This is a genomic window from Streptomyces sp. Y7 (genome assembly GCF_043195415.1).
GTDB lineage: Bacteria > Actinomycetota > Actinomycetes > Streptomycetales > Streptomycetaceae > Streptomyces.
In genome coordinates, this window is the sequence record NZ_JBIDDQ010000031.1 from 29,225 (window position 1) to 45,828 (window position 16,604).

Consider the following 16,604-nt stretch of genomic DNA (forward strand, 5'->3'; position numbering starts at 1 on the left):
ACACGAGACGGGACTTCACCATCATGAGCAACGCGCAACCGCTCCTGGACGTCAGCGGTCTGACCAAGCACTTCCCCATCAAGGGCGGCTTCCCGATCAAACGCACGGTCGGTGCCGTCAAGGCCGTGGACGGCCTCGACTTCCAGGTCGCCGAGGGTGAGGCGCTCGGTCTGGTCGGCGAGTCGGGCTGCGGCAAGTCGACGACGGGCCGGCTGATCACCCGGCTGCTGGAGCCGACCGGCGGCAAGGTCTCCTACCGCGGCCAGGACATCACCCACGCGGGCCGCAAGCAGCTGGCGCCGATCCGGTCCGAGATCCAGATGATCTTCCAGGACCCGTACGCGTCGCTGAACCCGCGCCAGACGGTCGGCAAGATCATCTCCGGCCCGATGGAGATCAACGACATCAACCCGGCGGGCGGCCGCGAGAAGCGCGTCCGTGAGCTGCTGGAGATCGTCGGCCTGAACCCCGAGCACTTCAACCGGTTCCCGCACGAGTTCTCCGGCGGCCAGCGCCAGCGCATCGGCGTCGCCCGCGCGCTCGCCCTGGAGCCGAAGCTCATCGTCGCGGACGAGCCGGTCTCCGCCCTGGACGTCTCCATCCAGGCACAGGTCGTCAACCTGCTCCAGAAGGTCCAGCAGGAACTCGGCATCGCGTTCGTCTTCATCGCCCACGACCTCGCCGTCGTACGGCACTTCTCGCAGCGTGTCGCGGTCATGTACCTCGGCAAGATCGTCGAGATCGCCGACCGGGACGACCTGTACGAGAACCCGCGCCACCCGTACACGCGGGCGCTGCTGTCCGCCGTGCCGGAGGCGACCGTCGAGGACACGCCTCGCGAGCGCATCCGTCTCCAGGGCGACGTCCCCTCCCCCATCAACCCGCCCTCCGGCTGCCGCTTCCGCACCCGCTGTTGGAAGGCGACGGACAAGTGCGCGAGCGAGGCTCCGCCGCTGGTCCAGGTCGAGGGCAACAAGCCGGGCCACCTGACCGCCTGCCACTACCCGGAGACGGACGAGACGGTGCCCGCGCCGCGTCTCGCCAAGGACCCCCAGCCGGCGGCCTGACACACCCCTTTTCGTCGGTCGCCGAGCACGGAACGGACATTCTCCGGCCCATTGACCCGAGCCCTTGAACGTCCGGTTCCAGGGGCCGAGGGCCCGCGCCTCCCCCGGCGCGGGCCCTCTCCCGTTTCCCTACGACAACTCCCTTGCCGTTCGGCTAGGTTGAGGCGGGTGGCCCTTCATCTGCGCGGCACCCTCCTGCCCGACGACACCGTCCGCGACCTGTGGATCCTCGGCGACCGGATCACCTTCGAGCGCCCTTCCGTCGAGGCGGTGACGGTGGCCGACGGCGGGTTTCTGCTGCCGGGGCTGGTCGATGTGCACACGCATCCGGGGTCGCCGTCCGAGAACGAGCCGCGCTGGGACCCGGAGGCGTTCGCCGGGCAGATCGCCGCGCACCGGGACGCGGGGACGACGGCGCTGAGGTTTCCGGGGCTGCTCGGGGAGATCCCCGAGAGCCTGCGCGAGGCCCCGGACGCGCCCCGCATGATCACGGCCGGACGCTGGCTGGCGTGGGCCGGGCTGTCGAAGAACGCCGACTTCCACCTGGTGACCGACGACCTCGTCGCCGCCGCGGTCGCCGAGGCGAAGGCACACGACGGCTGGTGCAAGCTCATGGGCGACTGGGACTTCGAGGCGGACCCGGTGCCGTACGACCTCCTGCGGGCGGTCGTGGACGCGGTGCACGCGGCGGGCGGACGGGTCGCCGCGCACTGCCAGTCGGCCCGCGGAGTGCTCAACGCCGCTCGCGCCGGGGTCGATTCGATCGAGCACGGGATGGCGATGCCCGAGGAGTGCGTGGAGCTGATGGCCGCGCACGGGACGAGCTACGTCCCCACCCTCACCGCCTTCGCCCGCCGGGCACCCCAGATCATCGACAACCCGCGCGGCAGGCTCTGGCACGAGGGCCACGCGACCATGATCCGCCGGGTGCGCGAGGCCCATGACGCCGGCGTCACCGTCCTCGCCGGCACCGACTCCGCCCCCTTCGGCAACGTCGCCACCGAGGTGGCGCACCTCATCGCCGCCGGGCTGCCCGCCGACGTGGCGGTCGGCGCGGCGAGTTGGACGGCCCGGGACTTCCTGGGCCTGCCGGGCCTGACCGAGGGCGGCCTCGCCGACGTCACGGTCTACGACGCGGACCCCCGACGCGAACCGGCGGTCCTGCGACACCCTCGCCGGATCGTGCTGCGGGGCCGGGTCCTGCGCCGCTGACCGGAGACACCCGCCCGGCTCAGGTCCTCTTGGTGCGCGCCGTCCACTCCTCGAGGAGCATCCCGAACAGCACGCCGTCGTACCACTGGTCCCCCACCCGGACGGCGGCCCGTCGTCGCCCCTCCTCAACGAACCCGACCCTGCGGAAGGCCCGCATCGCGCGTTCGTTGCCGCTCCAGGTCTCCAGCTCGATCCTGCGGAGCCGACAGGCGCCAAACAGATGGCCCGCCAGCAGCTCCAGCGCCTCGGAGCCGTAGCCGCCGCCCCAGCGGTCGCGCTCGCCGATGGTGATCCCGACGGTCGCCTGTCCCGTGAACGGGTCGAGGTCCCGGTAGTCGGCCATCCCGATCGCCCGCCCGTCGGCGACCTCCTCCACGGTGAACGTGGTCTCACCGCGCGGGTTGTCCCGCAACCGCGCCTCGTGAAACCCCGCCACGGCCTCCCGCGTGACCGGCCCGAACAACGGATCCCCGCCGGTGGCCCAGTGCACCACCTCGGGATCGTTCCGCCAGCGCACATGATCATCAAGATCCCCGGACCGCAGAGCCCGAAGCCGAACAAGCCTGCCTTCAATCATCAACCGATCATAGGGAACACCCCGTCAGGCGTTACTCACCACCAACTCCACCTCGAAAGCGTCCGTGTTCTCCAGATACGCCGCACAGTGCTCCGGCCCGCCCGCGTACGGGTGCCGGTCCGGGAAGAGCAACCGCCAACCGTGCTCGGACGCCTCCGCGACCAGCGCGTCCAGGTCGCCGCGGTCACCGGGGGTGTGGAAGGCCAGGTGGTTGAGCCCTGGGCGCAGTCGGTCGTGGTGGCCGGTCGTCATCGCCGGGGACTGCTCGACGACGACGTACGTCTTCCCCGCGCGCCAGCTGCGGCCCGTTGGCCAGGTCTGGTGGGGCTCGTGGCCCAGCCGCTCCAGCAGCCACCCCCAGGACTGCACCGCTCGCCCGAGATCCGGCACCCACAGCTCGACGTGATGCAGCAACTCCCCCGCCTCTCCCTCGCGTTGCACTTTCGTGTGGCAGACTTCCGCGCGTGGTCGATCGTTCGTTCGCGGATCTCTCGCTCGCCGCGTTGTACGACATCCTCAACCCGTGGGGGCCGGGTGACGACTTCTACCTCGGGTTCGTGATGCGTGCCGACGCCGTGCTCGATGTCGGGTGCGGGACGGGGCAGTTGCTGCGGCGGGCCCGCGGTGACGGGCACCGTGGGCGGCTCGTCGGGCTCGATCCCGCCGCCGCCATGCTCGTACAGGCCCGGCGGCGTGCCGACGCGGTCGAGTGGGTGCTCGGGGATCTGCGGACGCGGGACTGGGCCGCGGAGTTCGATCTCGTCGTGATGACCGGCCACGTCTTCCAGGTGCTGGTCTGCGACGAGGAGCTGCGCGCGGCCCTGGAGGCGGTACGCGGCGCCCTGCGTCCGGGCGGTCGGTTCGTGTTCGAGACCCGGAACCCCAGGGCGCGGGCATGGGAGGGCTGGACGCCCGAGCAGGTCCGGGAGGTGACGGACCCGGAAGTGGGCGCCGTACGGGTCTGGCACGAGGTGGAGCGGCCCGTCCTCGGGGACCGTGTGACGTTCACGGAGACCTTCGACAGCGACACCTGGAATCGGCCCCGCGTCAGCCGCACCACCCTGCGCTTCCTCGGCCCCGACCGCCTGAACCGCTTCCTGCACGCGGCCGGCTTCACGGTCGTCGACCAGTACGGCGACTGGGAGCGGGGCGCGCTCACCCCGGCCGCCACCGAGATCATCACCGTGGCCGAGGCCAGGCCCTAGTCGCCGTCCGTCCCCTCCTCCAGCGCCGCCAGCGCCGGGTCCAGGACGATGTCCTCGTCGCGCGCCTCGATCGTCGGCTCCTCCGGGAAGTGGCAGGCCGTCAGATGGCCGCTGTGGTTGCCGGAGATCTGGATCAGCGCAGGCTCCTCCGTCGCGCACTTGTCCTGCGCCTTCCAGCACCGGGTGCGGAAGCGGCAGCCGGAGGGCGGGGAGATCGGGGACGGCACGTCACCGGCGAGCCGGATGCGCTCCCGCTGGGCCGCTTCCTCGCCGGCCACGTTCACCTCGGGCACCGCCGACAGCAGGGCGTGGGTGTACGGGTGCCGGGGCCGGGTGTAGATGGAGTCGCGGTCGCCGACCTCGATGACCTTGCCGAGGTACATGACCGCCACGCGCTGCGAGAAGTGCCGGACCACAGCGAGGTCGTGGGCGATGAACAGGAACGCGATGCCGAGTTCCTGCTGCACCTTCTGGAGCAGGTTGACGACCTGCGCCTGGATGGAGACGTCCAACGCCGAGACCGGCTCGTCCGCCACGATCAGCTTCGGTTCCAGGGCCAACGCCCGTGCCACTCCGATGCGCTGGCGCTGGCCGCCGGAGAACTCGTGCGGGAAGCGGTTGAAGTGCTCGGGGTTCAGACCGACGATCTCCAGCAGCTCACGGACCCGTTTCTCGCGGCCTCCCGAGGGCTCGATCCCGTTGATCTCCATCGGACCGGAGATGATCTTGCCGACCGTCTGCCGCGGGTTCAGCGAGGAGTACGGGTCCTGGAAGATCATCTGGATCTCGGAGCGGATCGGCGCCAGCTGTCTGCGCGTGGCATGCGTGATGTCCTGGCCGCGGTAGGCGATCCTGCCGCTCGTCGGCTCCACCAGCTTGGTGATCAGCCGGCCCGTCGTCGACTTGCCGCAGCCCGACTCCCCCACCAGACCGAAGCTCTCGCCGACGTGCACGGTCAGGTCGATGCCGTCCACCGCCTGCACCTGGCCGACCGTGCGGCGGATCGGGAAGCCGCCCTTGACCGGGAAGTGCTTGACGAGCTTGTCCACCACCAGCAGCGGTTCGCCGGGCGCGTCGGTGGCGGCTTCGCGGGGAGCCGGGAGGACGAGGTCCTCTGTCATAGCCGTAGTCCTCCTCAGACGTGGCTGATCGGGGGCGTTAACCGAGTCGGGGCTTGATCTCCTCGACGAAGATGGTCCGCTTCTGGTCCGCCGTGAGATGGCAGGCCGAGGCGCGGTCCGGGCCGAGCAGCGGGACCTCGGTGACGCAGCGGGTGCCGCCCACCCGGTCCCGGAAGGTGCAGCGCGGATGGAACCGGCAGCCGGAGGGCGGCCGCAGCAGCGACGGCGGGGTGCCCGGGATGGGCGCGAGCGGGGTGTCCGGGTCGGAGTCCAGCCGGGGCATGGAGTTCAGCAGGCCCCAGGTGTACGGGTGCTGCGGCGCCCGCAGCACCTCGTCGACCGTGCCCCGCTCCACCGCCCGGCCCGCGTACATCACCATGATGTCGTCGGCCATGTCGGCGATCACCCCGAGGTCATGGGTGATGAAGATGATCGCCGAGCCGAACTCCTGCTGGAGGTCCTTCAGCAGGTCCAGGATCTGCGCCTGCACGGTGACGTCCAGGGCGGTGGTCGGCTCGTCGGCGATCAGCAGGTCGGGGTCGCAGACCAGCGCCATGGCGATCATCGCGCGCTGGCGCATACCGCCGGAGAACTGGTGCGGGTAGTCCTTCGCCCGCTGCCGCGGGTTGGGGATGCCAACCTTCCCCAACATGTCCACGGCCCGCTCCCAGGCGGCCTTCTTGGAGACGCGCATGTGCTTCATGTACGGCTCGGCGATCTGCCGGCCCACCGTGTAGTACGGCGACAGCGCGGTGAGCGGGTCCTGGAAGATCATGGCGGCCTTGTTGCCGCGCAGCTTCTCCAGCTCGGACTCCCGGGCGGTCGTCAGCTCCTTGCCGTCCAGCAGGATCTCGCCCTCGACGGTGGTGAACATCGGGTTGTGCAGGCCGAGGATGGTCAGGTTCGTCACCGACTTCCCCGAGCCCGACTCGCCCACGATGCCCAGCGTCCGGCCGCGCCGCAGGTCGAAGGAGAGCCCGTCCACGGCCCGTACGACGCCGTCCTCGGTCCGGAAGCTGACGTGCAGGTCCCGCACCGAGAGGAACGCGCCCTCGCCGGACGGGACCGGGGCGCCGGCCTCCTTGGTCAGAGTGGTCACGTCAGTGCTCCTCAGCCAGTTCCTCGGCGCGGCCTAGGCCAGCCGCACACGCGGGTCGATGAAGGCGTACGTGGCGTCGACGACGATGTTGCACAGCAGAATCATGGTGGCGGAGAACAGCATCACGCCCAAGAGGAGCGGCAGATCGCTGAAGAACACCGACTCCACCGCCAGCCGGCCGAGACCGGGAAGTCCGAAGGTGTACTCGGTGATGATGGCGCCGCCGAGCAGCGAGCCGAGGTCGATGCCGAAGATGGTGATGATGGGGATCAGCGAGCCTCGCCAGGCGTAGCGGAAGAAGACGTACCGCCGGGACATGCCCTTGGCGCGGGCGGTGCGTACGTGTTCCTCCTGGAGCTGCTCGATCATCGACGAGCGGGACATACGGGTGTACTGCGAGGCGAAGATCGTGGACAGGACGACCCAGGGGATGATCAGGCCCGTGAACCAGGCCGCCGGGTTCTCGGTCAGCGGGTTGTAGGCCGGTTTGTCGAAGACCTGGGTCTGGTAGACGAGGATCGCGAGGGCGAGCGGGCCGAGGAAGTAGATCTGCATCGAGCTGATCACCATCGCGCCCGCCGTGAAGGTCTTGTCGACGAGCGTGCCGCGCTTCCAGGCGGCGATCAGGCCGGTGCCGAGGCCGACGATCAGGAAGCAGACGGCCCCGCCGAGGGTGAGGGAGACGGTGGTGGGCAGCCGGTCCATGAGGGTGCCCCAGACCTGCTCGTTGGAGTGGTACGAGTAGCCGAAGCAGGGGGCGGGGCAGGGGCCCTGGGCGAAGTCGTCGCTGCCCATGACGAGGTTGGTCAGGAAGATCCAGTACTGCTCGGGGATCGGTTTGTCGAGGCCGAGCACCCGGTGCAGGTTCTCCAGGTTCGCCGGGGTGCACGTCTTGCCGCACATCAGCAGCGCCGGGTCGCGCGGCATCCCGAAGAACAGCAGGAACGCGACGATGCTCAGCAGGAAGAGGATGATCACGGCGCCGAGGGACCGGCGGACCAAAAAGCGCAGCATGGCAGGCAGCTCTCAGACGTCGGCGGGCTCTGGAGCCCCTCCGGCGGCACCCGGCGCGGCCGTCACGGGACGGACGCGCCGGGTGCCGGGCGGGCGGGGTTACTTGACGTACAGGCGACGCGGGTCGACGCCGGCGATGACGTCGTCGTAGACGAGGCCGCCGATCTTGGATCCGGCGATCTGGATCTGCTTGTAGTAGGCGGTCGGTACGACGTTGACGACCTCGGTGAGCAGGTACTGGTTGAGCTTCTCCCACTCGGCCGCGGCCTTCGCGGGGTCGGTGATCTTGTTGATGCGGTCGATCTCGCTGTTCACCTTGGGGTCGTTGATCTGCGAGTAGTTCTGCGCGCCCTCGGCGATCACGCGCCCGTCGTACAGCGGCGGGATCACGGTCGAGGCGGAGGGCCAGTCGGCGCCCCACGCGGTGTGGAAGATGTCGTAGTTGTTGTCCAGCTTGCTGACCTGGTCGTAGTAGGTCTCGGCCGGGATCTCCTGGCGCTGGACGTCGAAGCCGGCCTTCTCCAGACCGGCCGCCATGGCGGTGGAGTACTGCTGGCCCTCCTGGGAGTTGATGTAGCCGAAGGTCAGCTTCATGCCGACCTTGCCGGCCTCCTCCAGGAGCTTCTTGGCCTTCGCCGGGTCACCGGCGGGCTTCTTCTTCTTGCCGAACGGGTCGAAGGCGGGGTCGTAACCGGTGACGGTCGGGCTGATGATGCCGCCCGCGACCTCCATCGCGTCGGTGCCGCCGTAGGCCCGCACGAACGGTGTGACCGGCAGGGCGTACGCGATGGCCTGACGGATCTTGAGGTCCTTCATGGCCGGGTGGCTCATGTTGATGTTGACCTGGCCGACGTAGGGCTGGAAGCCGATCACCGTGCGGGACTTCATCTTCGGGTCGCGCAGGACCTTGGACAGGTTGCCCGCGTCGACCGAGTTCTGCCAGCTGACGGAGGTCTGATCGGCGCCGCTGTCGGCGACGAGTGCCTTGGTGGAGTCCTCGTACTGCTGGTTGAAGGTGATGTTGAACCGGTCGACGTACTGATTGCGGATCGGGTCGGTCGCGGGGTCCCAGTTGGTGTTCTTCACCAGCACCATCGACTTGCCGGACTTGAACGACTCGATCTTGTACGGCCCGGTGACCACCGGGGCCTTGTCGTACTTCTCCTTGGTGTCGCCCTTCTCGGACACCACCGCGTAGCCCGTCATGGCCAGCGCGTACGGCAGCTCGGGGTGCGCGGTCTTGAACTTGAAGACGACGGTCTTCTCGTCCGGCGTCTCGAGAAGGCTGTCCGGGAAGTGCTTGCCCTTGTACGGGCCGTCCGGGAGCAGCTTGCGGTAGTCGGCGCCCGGGGTGTCGGCCAGCCACTGCTGGACGTACGGCGGACCCTGGTTGATGAAGGACGCGAACTGCCGCTCGAAGGTGTGCCGGACGTCCGCGGAGGTGATCGGGGAACCGTCCTCGAACTTGATGCCGTCCTTGAGCGTGTACTTCCAGGTCTTGCCGCCGTCGGTGGTGGTACCGGAGTCCGTGGCCAGGTCGCCGACGATCTCGTGCTTGCTGCCGTCGTTGCTGGTGGACTTGTAGCCGGTGAGACCTCTGTGCAGCAGCTGCGCGACGGCCATCTCGTTCTGCACATAGATCTGCGCGGGGTCGAGGTGGGCGTAGCTGTCGCGGGCGGGCACCGAGATGGTGCCGCCGGGCTTGGCTCCGGGCACCTCCGCGGCGGGTCCCTTGGAGGCCGCCTCGTCCCCGAACTTGATGGCAGCCTGCTGCCGTTCGGCGTTCTGCTTCTGTTCCTTGTCGTTGCCGCCGCCCTTGCTGCCGCCCTCGCTGCACCCGGTCAGCACCAGTGCGCCGGCCGCGAGCACCGAGATTGCCGCGTATACGCGGCGTCCGCCCTTGCTCATCACTCAGTTCCCACCCATCTGTGTGTCACCAGTGCCAAGGAAGTGCCAAGTGCCAACCAGTGCGTCAGCGCGCCGTCTTGGGGTCGAAGGCGTCTCTGACGGAATCCCCGAGCAGGTTGAACGCGACGATGAAGATGATCATCGAGATGCCGGGGAAGAACATGTAGGTGATGTCGTTCTGCATCACGAGTTCGGTGGACGCCTTGGAGAACATCTGCCCCCAGTCCGGCGTCGGTTCGACGATGCCCACGCCGAGGAAGGACAGACCCGCCTCGGCGGTCACGAAGTTGGGGAGCATGTAGGTGCCCTGCACGAGGATCGGCGTGACCACGTTCGGCAGGATCTCCTTGCGGATGATGCGCCACGGCGGGGCCCCGCTGACCTTGGCCGCGTCGATGAACTCCCGTTCTCGCAGGGCGAGTGTGGTGCCTCTGAGGATCCGTCCGAGGCTCATCCAGCCCAGGAACCACTGCACGAGGATCAGGGCGACCACCCGGACGTAGACGGGGGTCTCGTCGCGCGGGCTGACGAACAGGGAGACCACCACCGGCATGCTGGCGATGAAGAACAGCTGGGCCGGGAAGGCGAGCAGGAAGTCGATGATCCGGCTGAGCCAGTAGTCCGTCTTGCCGCCGAGGTAGCCGGCGGTGACGCCGAGGACGATGCCGGTGAGGACGGTCGCGAGGGTGACGGCGACCGAGATGCCGAGCGACGTGCGGATGCCGTAGAGCAACTTGGTGAAGACGTCGTATCCGTTGCCCGGTTCGAGGCCGAACCAGAACTCGCCGCTGATGCCGCCGTTGGGCTGCACGGGCACGCCCGCGCTGTCGAACAGTTCGGGGCGTTCGTCGGCGTACACCGTGTACGGATTCTTGCCGTACAGCCAGGAGATGACCGGGGCGAGCAGGCCGATCAGAAAGAAGAAGAGGACGACATAGGCCGAGATCACGCCGGTGCGGTCGCGCCTGAAGCGGATCCACATCAGCTGGCCGGGAGACCGGCCCACGAGCTCCTCGTCCTCGGCCTTCACCACGGCCGGTGGTTCACCGTCCGCGACGACCGAGGTCCCGCCACCCTCAATACCGATACGACTTGTCACGTTTCGCCCGTTTCGCTGGTATGGGTATGCCAAAGCGAGGCGTACGGAAGTCCGCAGCCGGACGCGCGTAGGAGGTGCTCGCCCCACCCTCCGACACCCCTGACGGAGGATCAGGCAACCGCCTGTGCTCGTGAGTCGGCACCGTCCCCACAGTGCGAGACCCATTGACCCGAGCGCTGCGGCTAACTATCTGCCATGAGCCAACTACCGACCACCGTCTTTAAATCTCAATTCAGTCACAGCTCACGCCTAGATCTTCCAAAATCCGGACAAACTGTTTGCGGGGAGAAGGCCGCGAAACGGACGTGTTACATGGGTATCGTGCGAGGATCTCCGCATTTCGGACATGGGGGCGACTCTCGGCCAGGAAAAAACGGCTTGCAAAAAAGCCCGGGCTCCCCCTATTAGGGGGAGCCCGGGCTCAAGTGTCCGTGAATCAGCCGTGCTTGGCGCGGCTCGCGGCGCGGGCGCGCTCGCGGGCGTCCAGGTTCACCTTGCGGATGCGGACGGCCTCCGGGGTCACCTCGACGCACTCGTCATCGCGGCAGAACTCCAGGGACTGCTCCAGGGAGAGCTTGCGCGGCGGGACGATCGCCTCGAACGAGTCGGCCGAGGACGACCGCATGTTCGTGAGCTTCTTCTCCTTGGTGATGTTGACGTCCATGTCGTCGGAGCGCGAGTTCTCGCCGACGATCATGCCCTCGTACACCTCGGTGCCCGGGTCGGTGAACAGCACACCGCGCTCCTGGAGGTTCGTCATCGCGAAGGCGGTGACGGCACCGGCGCGGTCGGCGACCAGGGAGCCGTTGTTACGGGTCTGCAGGGCCCCGAACCAGGGCTCGTGGCCCTCGTGGATGGAGTGGCCGATGCCCGTGCCGCGGGTCTGCGTCAGGAACTCGGTACGGAAGCCGATGAGTCCGCGCGACGGCACCACGAACTCCATGCGGACCCAGCCGGAACCGTGGTTCGACATGTTGTCCATGCGGCCCTTGCGGACGCCCATGAGCTGCGTGACCGCACCCATGTGCTCCTCGGGCACGTCGATCGTCATGCGCTCGACCGGCTCGTAGACCTTGCCGTCGACGTCCTTGGTGACGACCTGCGGCTTGCCGATGGTCAGCTCGAAGCCCTCGCGGCGCATCTGCTCGACCAGGATGGCGAGCGCCAGCTCACCACGGCCCTGGACCTCCCAGGCGTCCGGACGCTCGGTGTCGAGCACGCGCAGGGAGACGTTACCGATCAGCTCGCGGTCCAGGCGGTCCTTGACCTGACGGGCCGTGACCTTGCGGTCCTTGACCGCGGCCTTGTTGTCGGCGCCCTTGCCGGTACCGCCCCGGCCGACCAGCGGCGAGGTGTTCGTGCCGATGGTCATCGAGATCGCCGGCTCGTCGACCGTGATCAGCGGCAGCGGGATCGGGTTCTCGGTGTCGGCGAGGGTCTCGCCGATCATGATGTCCGAGATACCGGCGACGGCGCAGATGTCACCCGGGCCGGCCACCTCGGCGGGCTTGCGGGTGAGGGCCTCGGTCATCAGCAGCTCGGTGATGCGCACGTTGGACATGGAGCCGTCGCGCTTGATCCACGTGACGGTCTGGCCCTTGCGCAGCTCGCCCTGCTCGACGCGGAGCAGCGCGATACGGCCGAGGAAGTTGTCGGCGTCCAGGTTGGTGACGTGCGCCTGGAGCGGCGCCTCCTCGTCGTACTCCGGAGCCGGGACGTGGGACAGGATCGTGGAGAAGAACGGCTCCAGGCTGTCGCTGTCCTGCGGGACCGTGCCGTCCTCGGGCTTGGTCAGCGAGGCCACACCGTCACGCGCACAGGCGTAGACGATCGGGAACTCGATCTGGTCCTCGTCGGCGTCGAGGTCGAGGAAGAGGTCGTACGCCTCGTTCACGACCTCGTCGATGCGCGAGTCGGGGCGGTCCGTCTTGTTGATGCACAGGATGACGGGCAGGCGGGCCTGGAGCGCCTTGCGCAGCACGAAGCGGGTCTGCGGCAGCGGGCCCTCGGAGGCGTCGACCAGCAGCACCACCGCGTCCACCATCGACAGACCACGCTCGACCTCGCCACCGAAGTCGGCGTGGCCCGGGGTGTCGATGATGTTGATGGTGATGACGTCGCCGCCATCCTTCGGGTGGTACTTCACGGCCGTGTTCTTGGCCAGGATCGTGATGCCCTTCTCACGCTCCAGGTCGTTCGAGTCCATCATGCGGTCGTCGAGCGACTCGGCGGCGTGCGCTGCGAAGGCACCGGCCTGCTTCAGCATGGCGTCGACAAGAGTCGTCTTGCCGTGGTCGACGTGGGCGACGATAGCGACGTTGCGGATGTCGTGGCGCGTGGCCATAGTGCGGCGTACTCCCAAGTGGTGAGAAGGCCCTGCTGCGTACGTCCGTGTGACGCGGGCCTGCCGGGCTTGACACGCCACGGCCTCACCCCATGGTACGTGCCCTCCGCCACCGGGGCTCGCCGGGCCGACCCCCAAGGGGTCGGCCGCGGTGCCGATGTGCGGTGCCACCAGGGGTGCGACCAGCGACGATCCGTCCGCACCCGGTCGCGAGGGAGCTGTCCGTCACCTGTTGATGCCGGGCGCCGGGGCACCCGATCCCTTCTTCAGGAAGCCCATGTCCTCGTACACCGGCGTTCCGAAGCCGAAGGCGCCCGCGTTGGCGATGTTCGTCCTGGCCGCGGTGAGCTGGGGGCGCTGGTAGAGGGGGATCGAGCCGGCCGCCGCCCAGATGCGGGAGTCGGCCTTGCGGATCAGGGAGCGGGACTCGGACTCGTCCAGCGTGGCGATGGCCTGGTCGAAGAGCTGGTCCACCTGGTCGGTGCCGACGCGGGTGTAGTTCTGCTCGACGTTCAGGGAGCCGTCGGCGGCCGGGACCGGCTTGGCGTAGATCGGGCGGGCGTCGGTCGCCGGGTAGGCGGAGGTCGGCCAGGAGTAGAGGGCGAGGTCGTACTGGCCGGAGGCGATGTGGTCCTTGAAGTAGCTCTCGTCCGAGACCTTGCTGATCACGGTACGGATGCCGACGCGCTCCAGCATGACCGAGATCCGGTCGGCGACCGTGCGCAGCGACTGCGAGCCCTCACCGGCCGGGACCACGAACCGCAGCGTCAGCGCCTTGCCGTCCTTCGCCAGCGGCCGCACCGCCGCGCCCGCCGGGGCCGCGGTGCCCTGCGGGGCGTAGGCGCCGGGCACCCCGCCCTGCTGGAGCTGCTTGCTGCCGTACTGCTTGCCGTCCTGGGCGAGGTGCTCGCCCTTGCGGCCCTCGTCGCCGTCCCCCTTGTTGTCCTCCCCGACGATGTACGTCCCGTCGTCCTCGCCGTCGGAGTCCTTGCCGGAGTCCTTCTTGCCGGACTCCTTCTCGGAGTCCTTCCTGGAGTCCTTCTCCGACTTCTCGGCCTTCTCGGTCTTCTCGGCCTCGGAGCCCTTCTCGGTCTTCCCGGCCTCGGAGCCCTTCGCGGGCTTGTCCGCCTCGCTCCCCGCGGCCTTCTCCCCCTTCTTCTCCTCCTTGACCGGACCGCCCTGCACCCAGCCCGCGTCCGCGAGCAGCGCCTGGGCCTCGGCCGTGTCCTGGCCGCCGATCGCCCCGCTGTTGTCGGCGTAGGCGGCCTGGCCGGACAGCGCGAGATGGCTGCCGACCGGCTCGGCGGGCAGCCCGAGCGGGGAGAGGACGAGCTTCGCGAGCTCCTCGCGGTCCAGCGCGCGGGCCACTCCGCGCCGCACCCGCTCGTCCGTGAGCGGACCCTCGCCGCCGTTGAGGGCGAGCTGGGTGTACGCCGGCTCCAGCGACTTGCGTACCTCGAAGCCCCGGAACCGCGCCTTGTCGCGCTTCTGCGTGGGGGTCAGCGGGCCCCGTTCCGGGCCCATCAGCGGGGTGCCGGAGGCGCCGGCCGACGGTGACTGCGGGCGCGGCGGGGCGGCGAGGGCGATGCGCTTGGCCGCGGCCGGGTCGACCTCGGCCAGGTCCAGCTCCCCGGCGGCGAGCTCGGCCGCCCGCTGGTCGCGCGGCACGGCCCGCAGCACGATCTCGTTCAGCTTGGCGGGCTCGCCCCACCAGCGCGGATTGCGGGTGAGCCGGACCTGGTCGCCCTTGCGGTCGATCTTCTTCACGGTGAACGGTCCGGCGCTGACCTTGAGCTTGCGCCGCGCCCCGTCGTTGAAGGCGTCCGGCGTGCCCATGACCTCCTTCGGGTACAGCGGCGAGAACAGCGACCGCCAGTCCGCGTAGGGCTGCCCGAAGGTGACCCGGACCTCCAGGTCGTTGTCGCCGCGCTGGATCTTCTCGATGCGGTCGTAGCCCGCGTTGCGGGCGGTCCAGTAGGCGCTGTCCTTGCCGGACAGGGCCCGCCACTGGGCGGCGAAGTCGGCGGCGCCGATCTCCCGTCCGTCGCTCCAGACGGCCTGCTGGTTGAGCTTGTACAGGACGACCTGCTTGGGCTCGGTCTCGACGACCTTGGCCGACTCCAGATAGGCCGGATTGCGCTCCGGGCGCCCGGCGGCGTCGAACCGGAACATCGACGGCAGCGTGGCCTGCGCGATCCGGGTCGTGGTGGCGTCGGCGTCCGACTGGAAGGTGTTCAGCGTCTCCGGTACGGCGTCCACGGCCCAGCGCAGCGTGCCGCCGTCGGCGACCTCGGCCCGGGCGGCCGGGGCGATGTCCTGACCGGCGAGCGGCTTGCCGGCCGGGTCGGGGTCGCTGCACCCGGCGAGTACGGAGACCGCGAGCGCGCTCACGCCGAGGAAGGCGACCGAGCGCATGACCGAGCGGGTGGCGATGCCGTCGTGGGACATCTCTGGTACCTCCGTGGAGCAGCTCCCGCCGGTGACAATTAGTGCGTTCTGATCACGTTTGGCGGTATTTTGGAGTTGATCAGATCTACGGCCCCCCACTGAAGAGGAAAGGGTTCGCCAGGCGGAGACGACACGGCGACGGGGGCGGGTAAGCCCACCCGTCCGGAGTAAGGCACCCCCTTCTCGCCCCTTCGGCTCACCGGCGTACACAGAGCGCGTGCGAGCGCGCGTCGGAGGCGTGCAATCCGCCAATCGCTGCACATGCCTTCACAGCGACAGGTGTGACGCGCAACACTCGCAGGCGCATGAACGTTGCCACCCAGGGCCGAAGGGCCCACGGAAGTGAGGTCACGTCATGTCCGTGCAAGACGACCTGACAACTGTCCAGCGCTGCCTCGACGACCTGGCCCGGTCCGTGGGCCGCCTCGAGCAGCAGCTGGGCACCGGCGGGCTGGAGATGCGCCGTGTGCGCGCCGACGCCGACCACCTGCGCGAGAGCGTGGCGCTGCTGCGGGAATCCGCCGCGTCCCCGGCCGCGCAGCGCAGGCCGGAGCTGGTCTCCATCCCCGACACGCCGTACGACGACTCTCTGTGGATCGACACGGATGACGAGGGTCTCGGCGCCCGGGACCGCCGCGCCCCCTGATCCCACCCCCTGACCCGACCGGAGTCATGCATTGGCCACTGGTACGGAACCCCATCTGAACAGCGGCGGCGTTCGAACCGGAACGCGCGCCGCGATCACCGCCCCGCACCTGCGGACCGACCGCTGGTGGCTGGCCCCGGCCGCCACCGCGGCCGGTCTGCTGGCGTTCATCGTGTACTCGACCTGGCGGGCCTTCGCCAACGCGGACTACTACGCGGCGCCGTACGTCTCCCCGTTCTACTCGCCCTGTCTGGCGGAGAACTGCGAGCCCATGCACGCCGGGCCGAACTGGGACCTCTTCGGGAGCTGGTGGGGCATCTCCCCCGCGATCATCATCCTGATCTTCCCGCTCGGCTTCCGCCTGACCTGCTACTACTACCGCAAGGCCTACTACCGCGGCTTCTGGATGTCGCCCCCGGCCTGCGCGGTGGCGGAGCCGCACAAGAAGTACTCCGGTGAGACCCGCTTCCCGCTGATCCTGCAGAACATCCACCGGTACTTCTTCTACGCCGCGCTCCTGGTCGCCGGGATCCTGTCGTACGACACGGTGCTCGCCTTCCGCGACGAGAACTACGAGTGGGGCCACATGGGCCTCGGCACCCTCGTCTTCCTCGCCAACATCGCGCTGATCTGGGCCTACACCCTGTCCTGTCACTCCTGCCGGCACATCGTCGGCGGCAAGCTCAAGCACTTCTCCAAGCACCCCGTGCGCTACCGCATGTGGCAGTGGATCGGGAAGCTCAACGCCCGCCACATGCAGCTGGCGTGGGCGTCGCTGCTGAGCGTGGCGCTCGCCGACTTCTACGTCTATCTCGTCGCGTCCGGGGTCTTCGACGATCCGCGCTTCTTCTAATCGTGAGTGGG

14 protein-coding genes are annotated in these 16,604 nt (G+C 68.9%); 5 read left to right on the forward strand and 9 right to left on the reverse strand.

Features of this window, described 5'->3' with window-relative positions; genetic code table 11:
• The first annotated feature begins 23 nt into the window (after window positions 1-23).
• Together ACGFW6_RS39590 and ACGFW6_RS39595 are read left to right on the forward strand one after the other, a co-directional pair.
• Window positions 24-1,067 (forward strand): ABC transporter ATP-binding protein, encoded by a 1,044-nt coding sequence (locus ACGFW6_RS39590; RefSeq protein ID WP_393521237.1) that lies wholly within the window; start codon window positions 24-26, stop codon window positions 1,065-1,067.
• Between the two features lie 168 nt (window positions 1,068-1,235).
• Window positions 1,236-2,279, forward strand: a complete 1,044-nt coding sequence (locus tag ACGFW6_RS39595; RefSeq protein ID WP_393521239.1) for an amidohydrolase family protein — start codon at window positions 1,236-1,238, stop codon at window positions 2,277-2,279.
• A 19-nt stretch (window positions 2,280-2,298) separates the two neighbouring features.
• Here the strand turns inward: ACGFW6_RS39595 and ACGFW6_RS39600 are convergent, their stop codons facing one another.
• Both ACGFW6_RS39600 and ACGFW6_RS39605 read right to left on the reverse strand, forming a co-directional pair.
• Complete coding sequence (locus ACGFW6_RS39600; protein ID WP_359092079.1) at window positions 2,299-2,856, reverse strand: GNAT family protein; 558 nt, start codon at window positions 2,854-2,856, stop codon at window positions 2,299-2,301.
• A 24-nt stretch (window positions 2,857-2,880) separates the two neighbouring features.
• Window positions 2,881-3,297 carry a VOC family protein gene (locus ACGFW6_RS39605; protein ID WP_393521241.1) on the reverse strand — a complete coding sequence of 139 codons (417 nt, stop codon included), beginning with the start codon at window positions 3,295-3,297 and terminating at the stop codon, window positions 2,881-2,883.
• Window positions 3,298-3,320: 23 nt separating this feature from the next.
• Between ACGFW6_RS39605 and ACGFW6_RS39610 the strand changes: the two genes are divergently transcribed.
• Window positions 3,321-4,061, forward strand: coding sequence for a class I SAM-dependent methyltransferase (locus ACGFW6_RS39610; protein ID WP_393521243.1), 741 nt, complete (start codon window positions 3,321-3,323; stop codon window positions 4,059-4,061).
• Here the strand turns inward: ACGFW6_RS39610 and ACGFW6_RS39615 are convergent.
• From ACGFW6_RS39615 to ACGFW6_RS39645, 7 genes are all read right to left on the reverse strand, one after another.
• A complete protein-coding gene (locus tag ACGFW6_RS39615) occupies window positions 4,058-5,182 on the reverse strand; it encodes an ABC transporter ATP-binding protein (RefSeq protein WP_393521245.1) in 1,125 nt (374 codons plus the stop codon). The genes ACGFW6_RS39610 and ACGFW6_RS39615 overlap by 4 nt on opposite strands.
• Window positions 5,183-5,219: 37 nt before the next feature.
• The gene (locus ACGFW6_RS39620) at window positions 5,220-6,281 is read right to left on the reverse strand and encodes an ABC transporter ATP-binding protein (RefSeq protein ID WP_393521247.1); all 1,062 of its coding nucleotides are present in this window, start codon (window positions 6,279-6,281) and stop codon (window positions 5,220-5,222) included.
• A gap of 33 nt (window positions 6,282-6,314) precedes the next feature.
• The gene (locus ACGFW6_RS39625; RefSeq protein ID WP_393521249.1) at window positions 6,315-7,295 is read right to left on the reverse strand and encodes an ABC transporter permease; all 981 of its coding nucleotides are present in this window, start codon (window positions 7,293-7,295) and stop codon (window positions 6,315-6,317) included.
• Window positions 7,296-7,394: 99 nt separating this feature from the next.
• Entirely contained in the window at window positions 7,395-9,203 is a 1,809-nt protein-coding gene (locus ACGFW6_RS39630) for an ABC transporter substrate-binding protein (protein ID WP_393521251.1), read from the reverse strand.
• A 64-nt stretch (window positions 9,204-9,267) separates the two neighbouring features.
• Window positions 9,268-10,302, reverse strand: coding sequence for an ABC transporter permease (locus ACGFW6_RS39635; protein ID WP_393521253.1), 1,035 nt, complete (start codon window positions 10,300-10,302; stop codon window positions 9,268-9,270).
• 436 nt (window positions 10,303-10,738) lie between these two features.
• Complete coding sequence (gene typA, locus ACGFW6_RS39640) at window positions 10,739-12,646, reverse strand: translational GTPase TypA (RefSeq protein ID WP_030967468.1); 1,908 nt, start codon at window positions 12,644-12,646, stop codon at window positions 10,739-10,741.
• Between the two features lie 225 nt (window positions 12,647-12,871).
• Window positions 12,872-15,094, reverse strand: coding sequence for an ABC transporter substrate-binding protein (locus tag ACGFW6_RS39645; protein ID WP_393521255.1), 2,223 nt, complete (start codon window positions 15,092-15,094; stop codon window positions 12,872-12,874).
• 355 nt (window positions 15,095-15,449) lie between these two features.
• Between ACGFW6_RS39645 and ACGFW6_RS39650 the strand changes: the two genes are divergently transcribed.
• Complete coding sequence (locus ACGFW6_RS39650; protein ID WP_393521257.1) at window positions 15,450-15,740, forward strand: hypothetical protein; 291 nt, start codon at window positions 15,450-15,452, stop codon at window positions 15,738-15,740.
• A gap of 31 nt (window positions 15,741-15,771) precedes the next feature.
• Window positions 15,772-16,593, forward strand: coding sequence for a hypothetical protein (locus ACGFW6_RS39655; protein ID WP_393521259.1), 822 nt, complete (start codon window positions 15,772-15,774; stop codon window positions 16,591-16,593).
• Window positions 16,594-16,604: the final 11 nt, after the last annotated feature.

Bases quoted from the DNA above. Each gene is read 5' to 3' on its own strand.
- ACGFW6_RS39650 (WP_393521257.1), top strand. From the start codon at position 15,450: ATGTCCGTGCAAGACGACCTGACAACTGTCCAGCGCTGCCTCGACGAC.
- ACGFW6_RS39630 (WP_393521251.1), bottom strand. From the start codon at position 9,203: ATGAGCAAGGGCGGACGCCGCGTATACGCGGCAATCTCGGTGCTCGCG.
- ACGFW6_RS39645 (WP_393521255.1), bottom strand. From the start codon at position 15,094: ATGTCCCACGACGGCATCGCCACCCGCTCGGTCATGCGCTCGGTCGCC.
- ACGFW6_RS39600 (WP_359092079.1), bottom strand. From the start codon at position 2,856: ATGATTGAAGGCAGGCTTGTTCGGCTTCGGGCTCTGCGGTCCGGGGAT.
- ACGFW6_RS39625 (WP_393521249.1), bottom strand. From the start codon at position 7,295: ATGCTGCGCTTTTTGGTCCGCCGGTCCCTCGGCGCCGTGATCATCCTC.
- ACGFW6_RS39590 (WP_393521237.1), top strand. From the start codon at position 24: ATGAGCAACGCGCAACCGCTCCTGGACGTCAGCGGTCTGACCAAGCAC.
- typA (WP_030967468.1), bottom strand. From the start codon at position 12,646: ATGGCCACGCGCCACGACATCCGCAACGTCGCTATCGTCGCCCACGTC.
- ACGFW6_RS39615 (WP_393521245.1), bottom strand. From the start codon at position 5,182: ATGACAGAGGACCTCGTCCTCCCGGCTCCCCGCGAAGCCGCCACCGAC.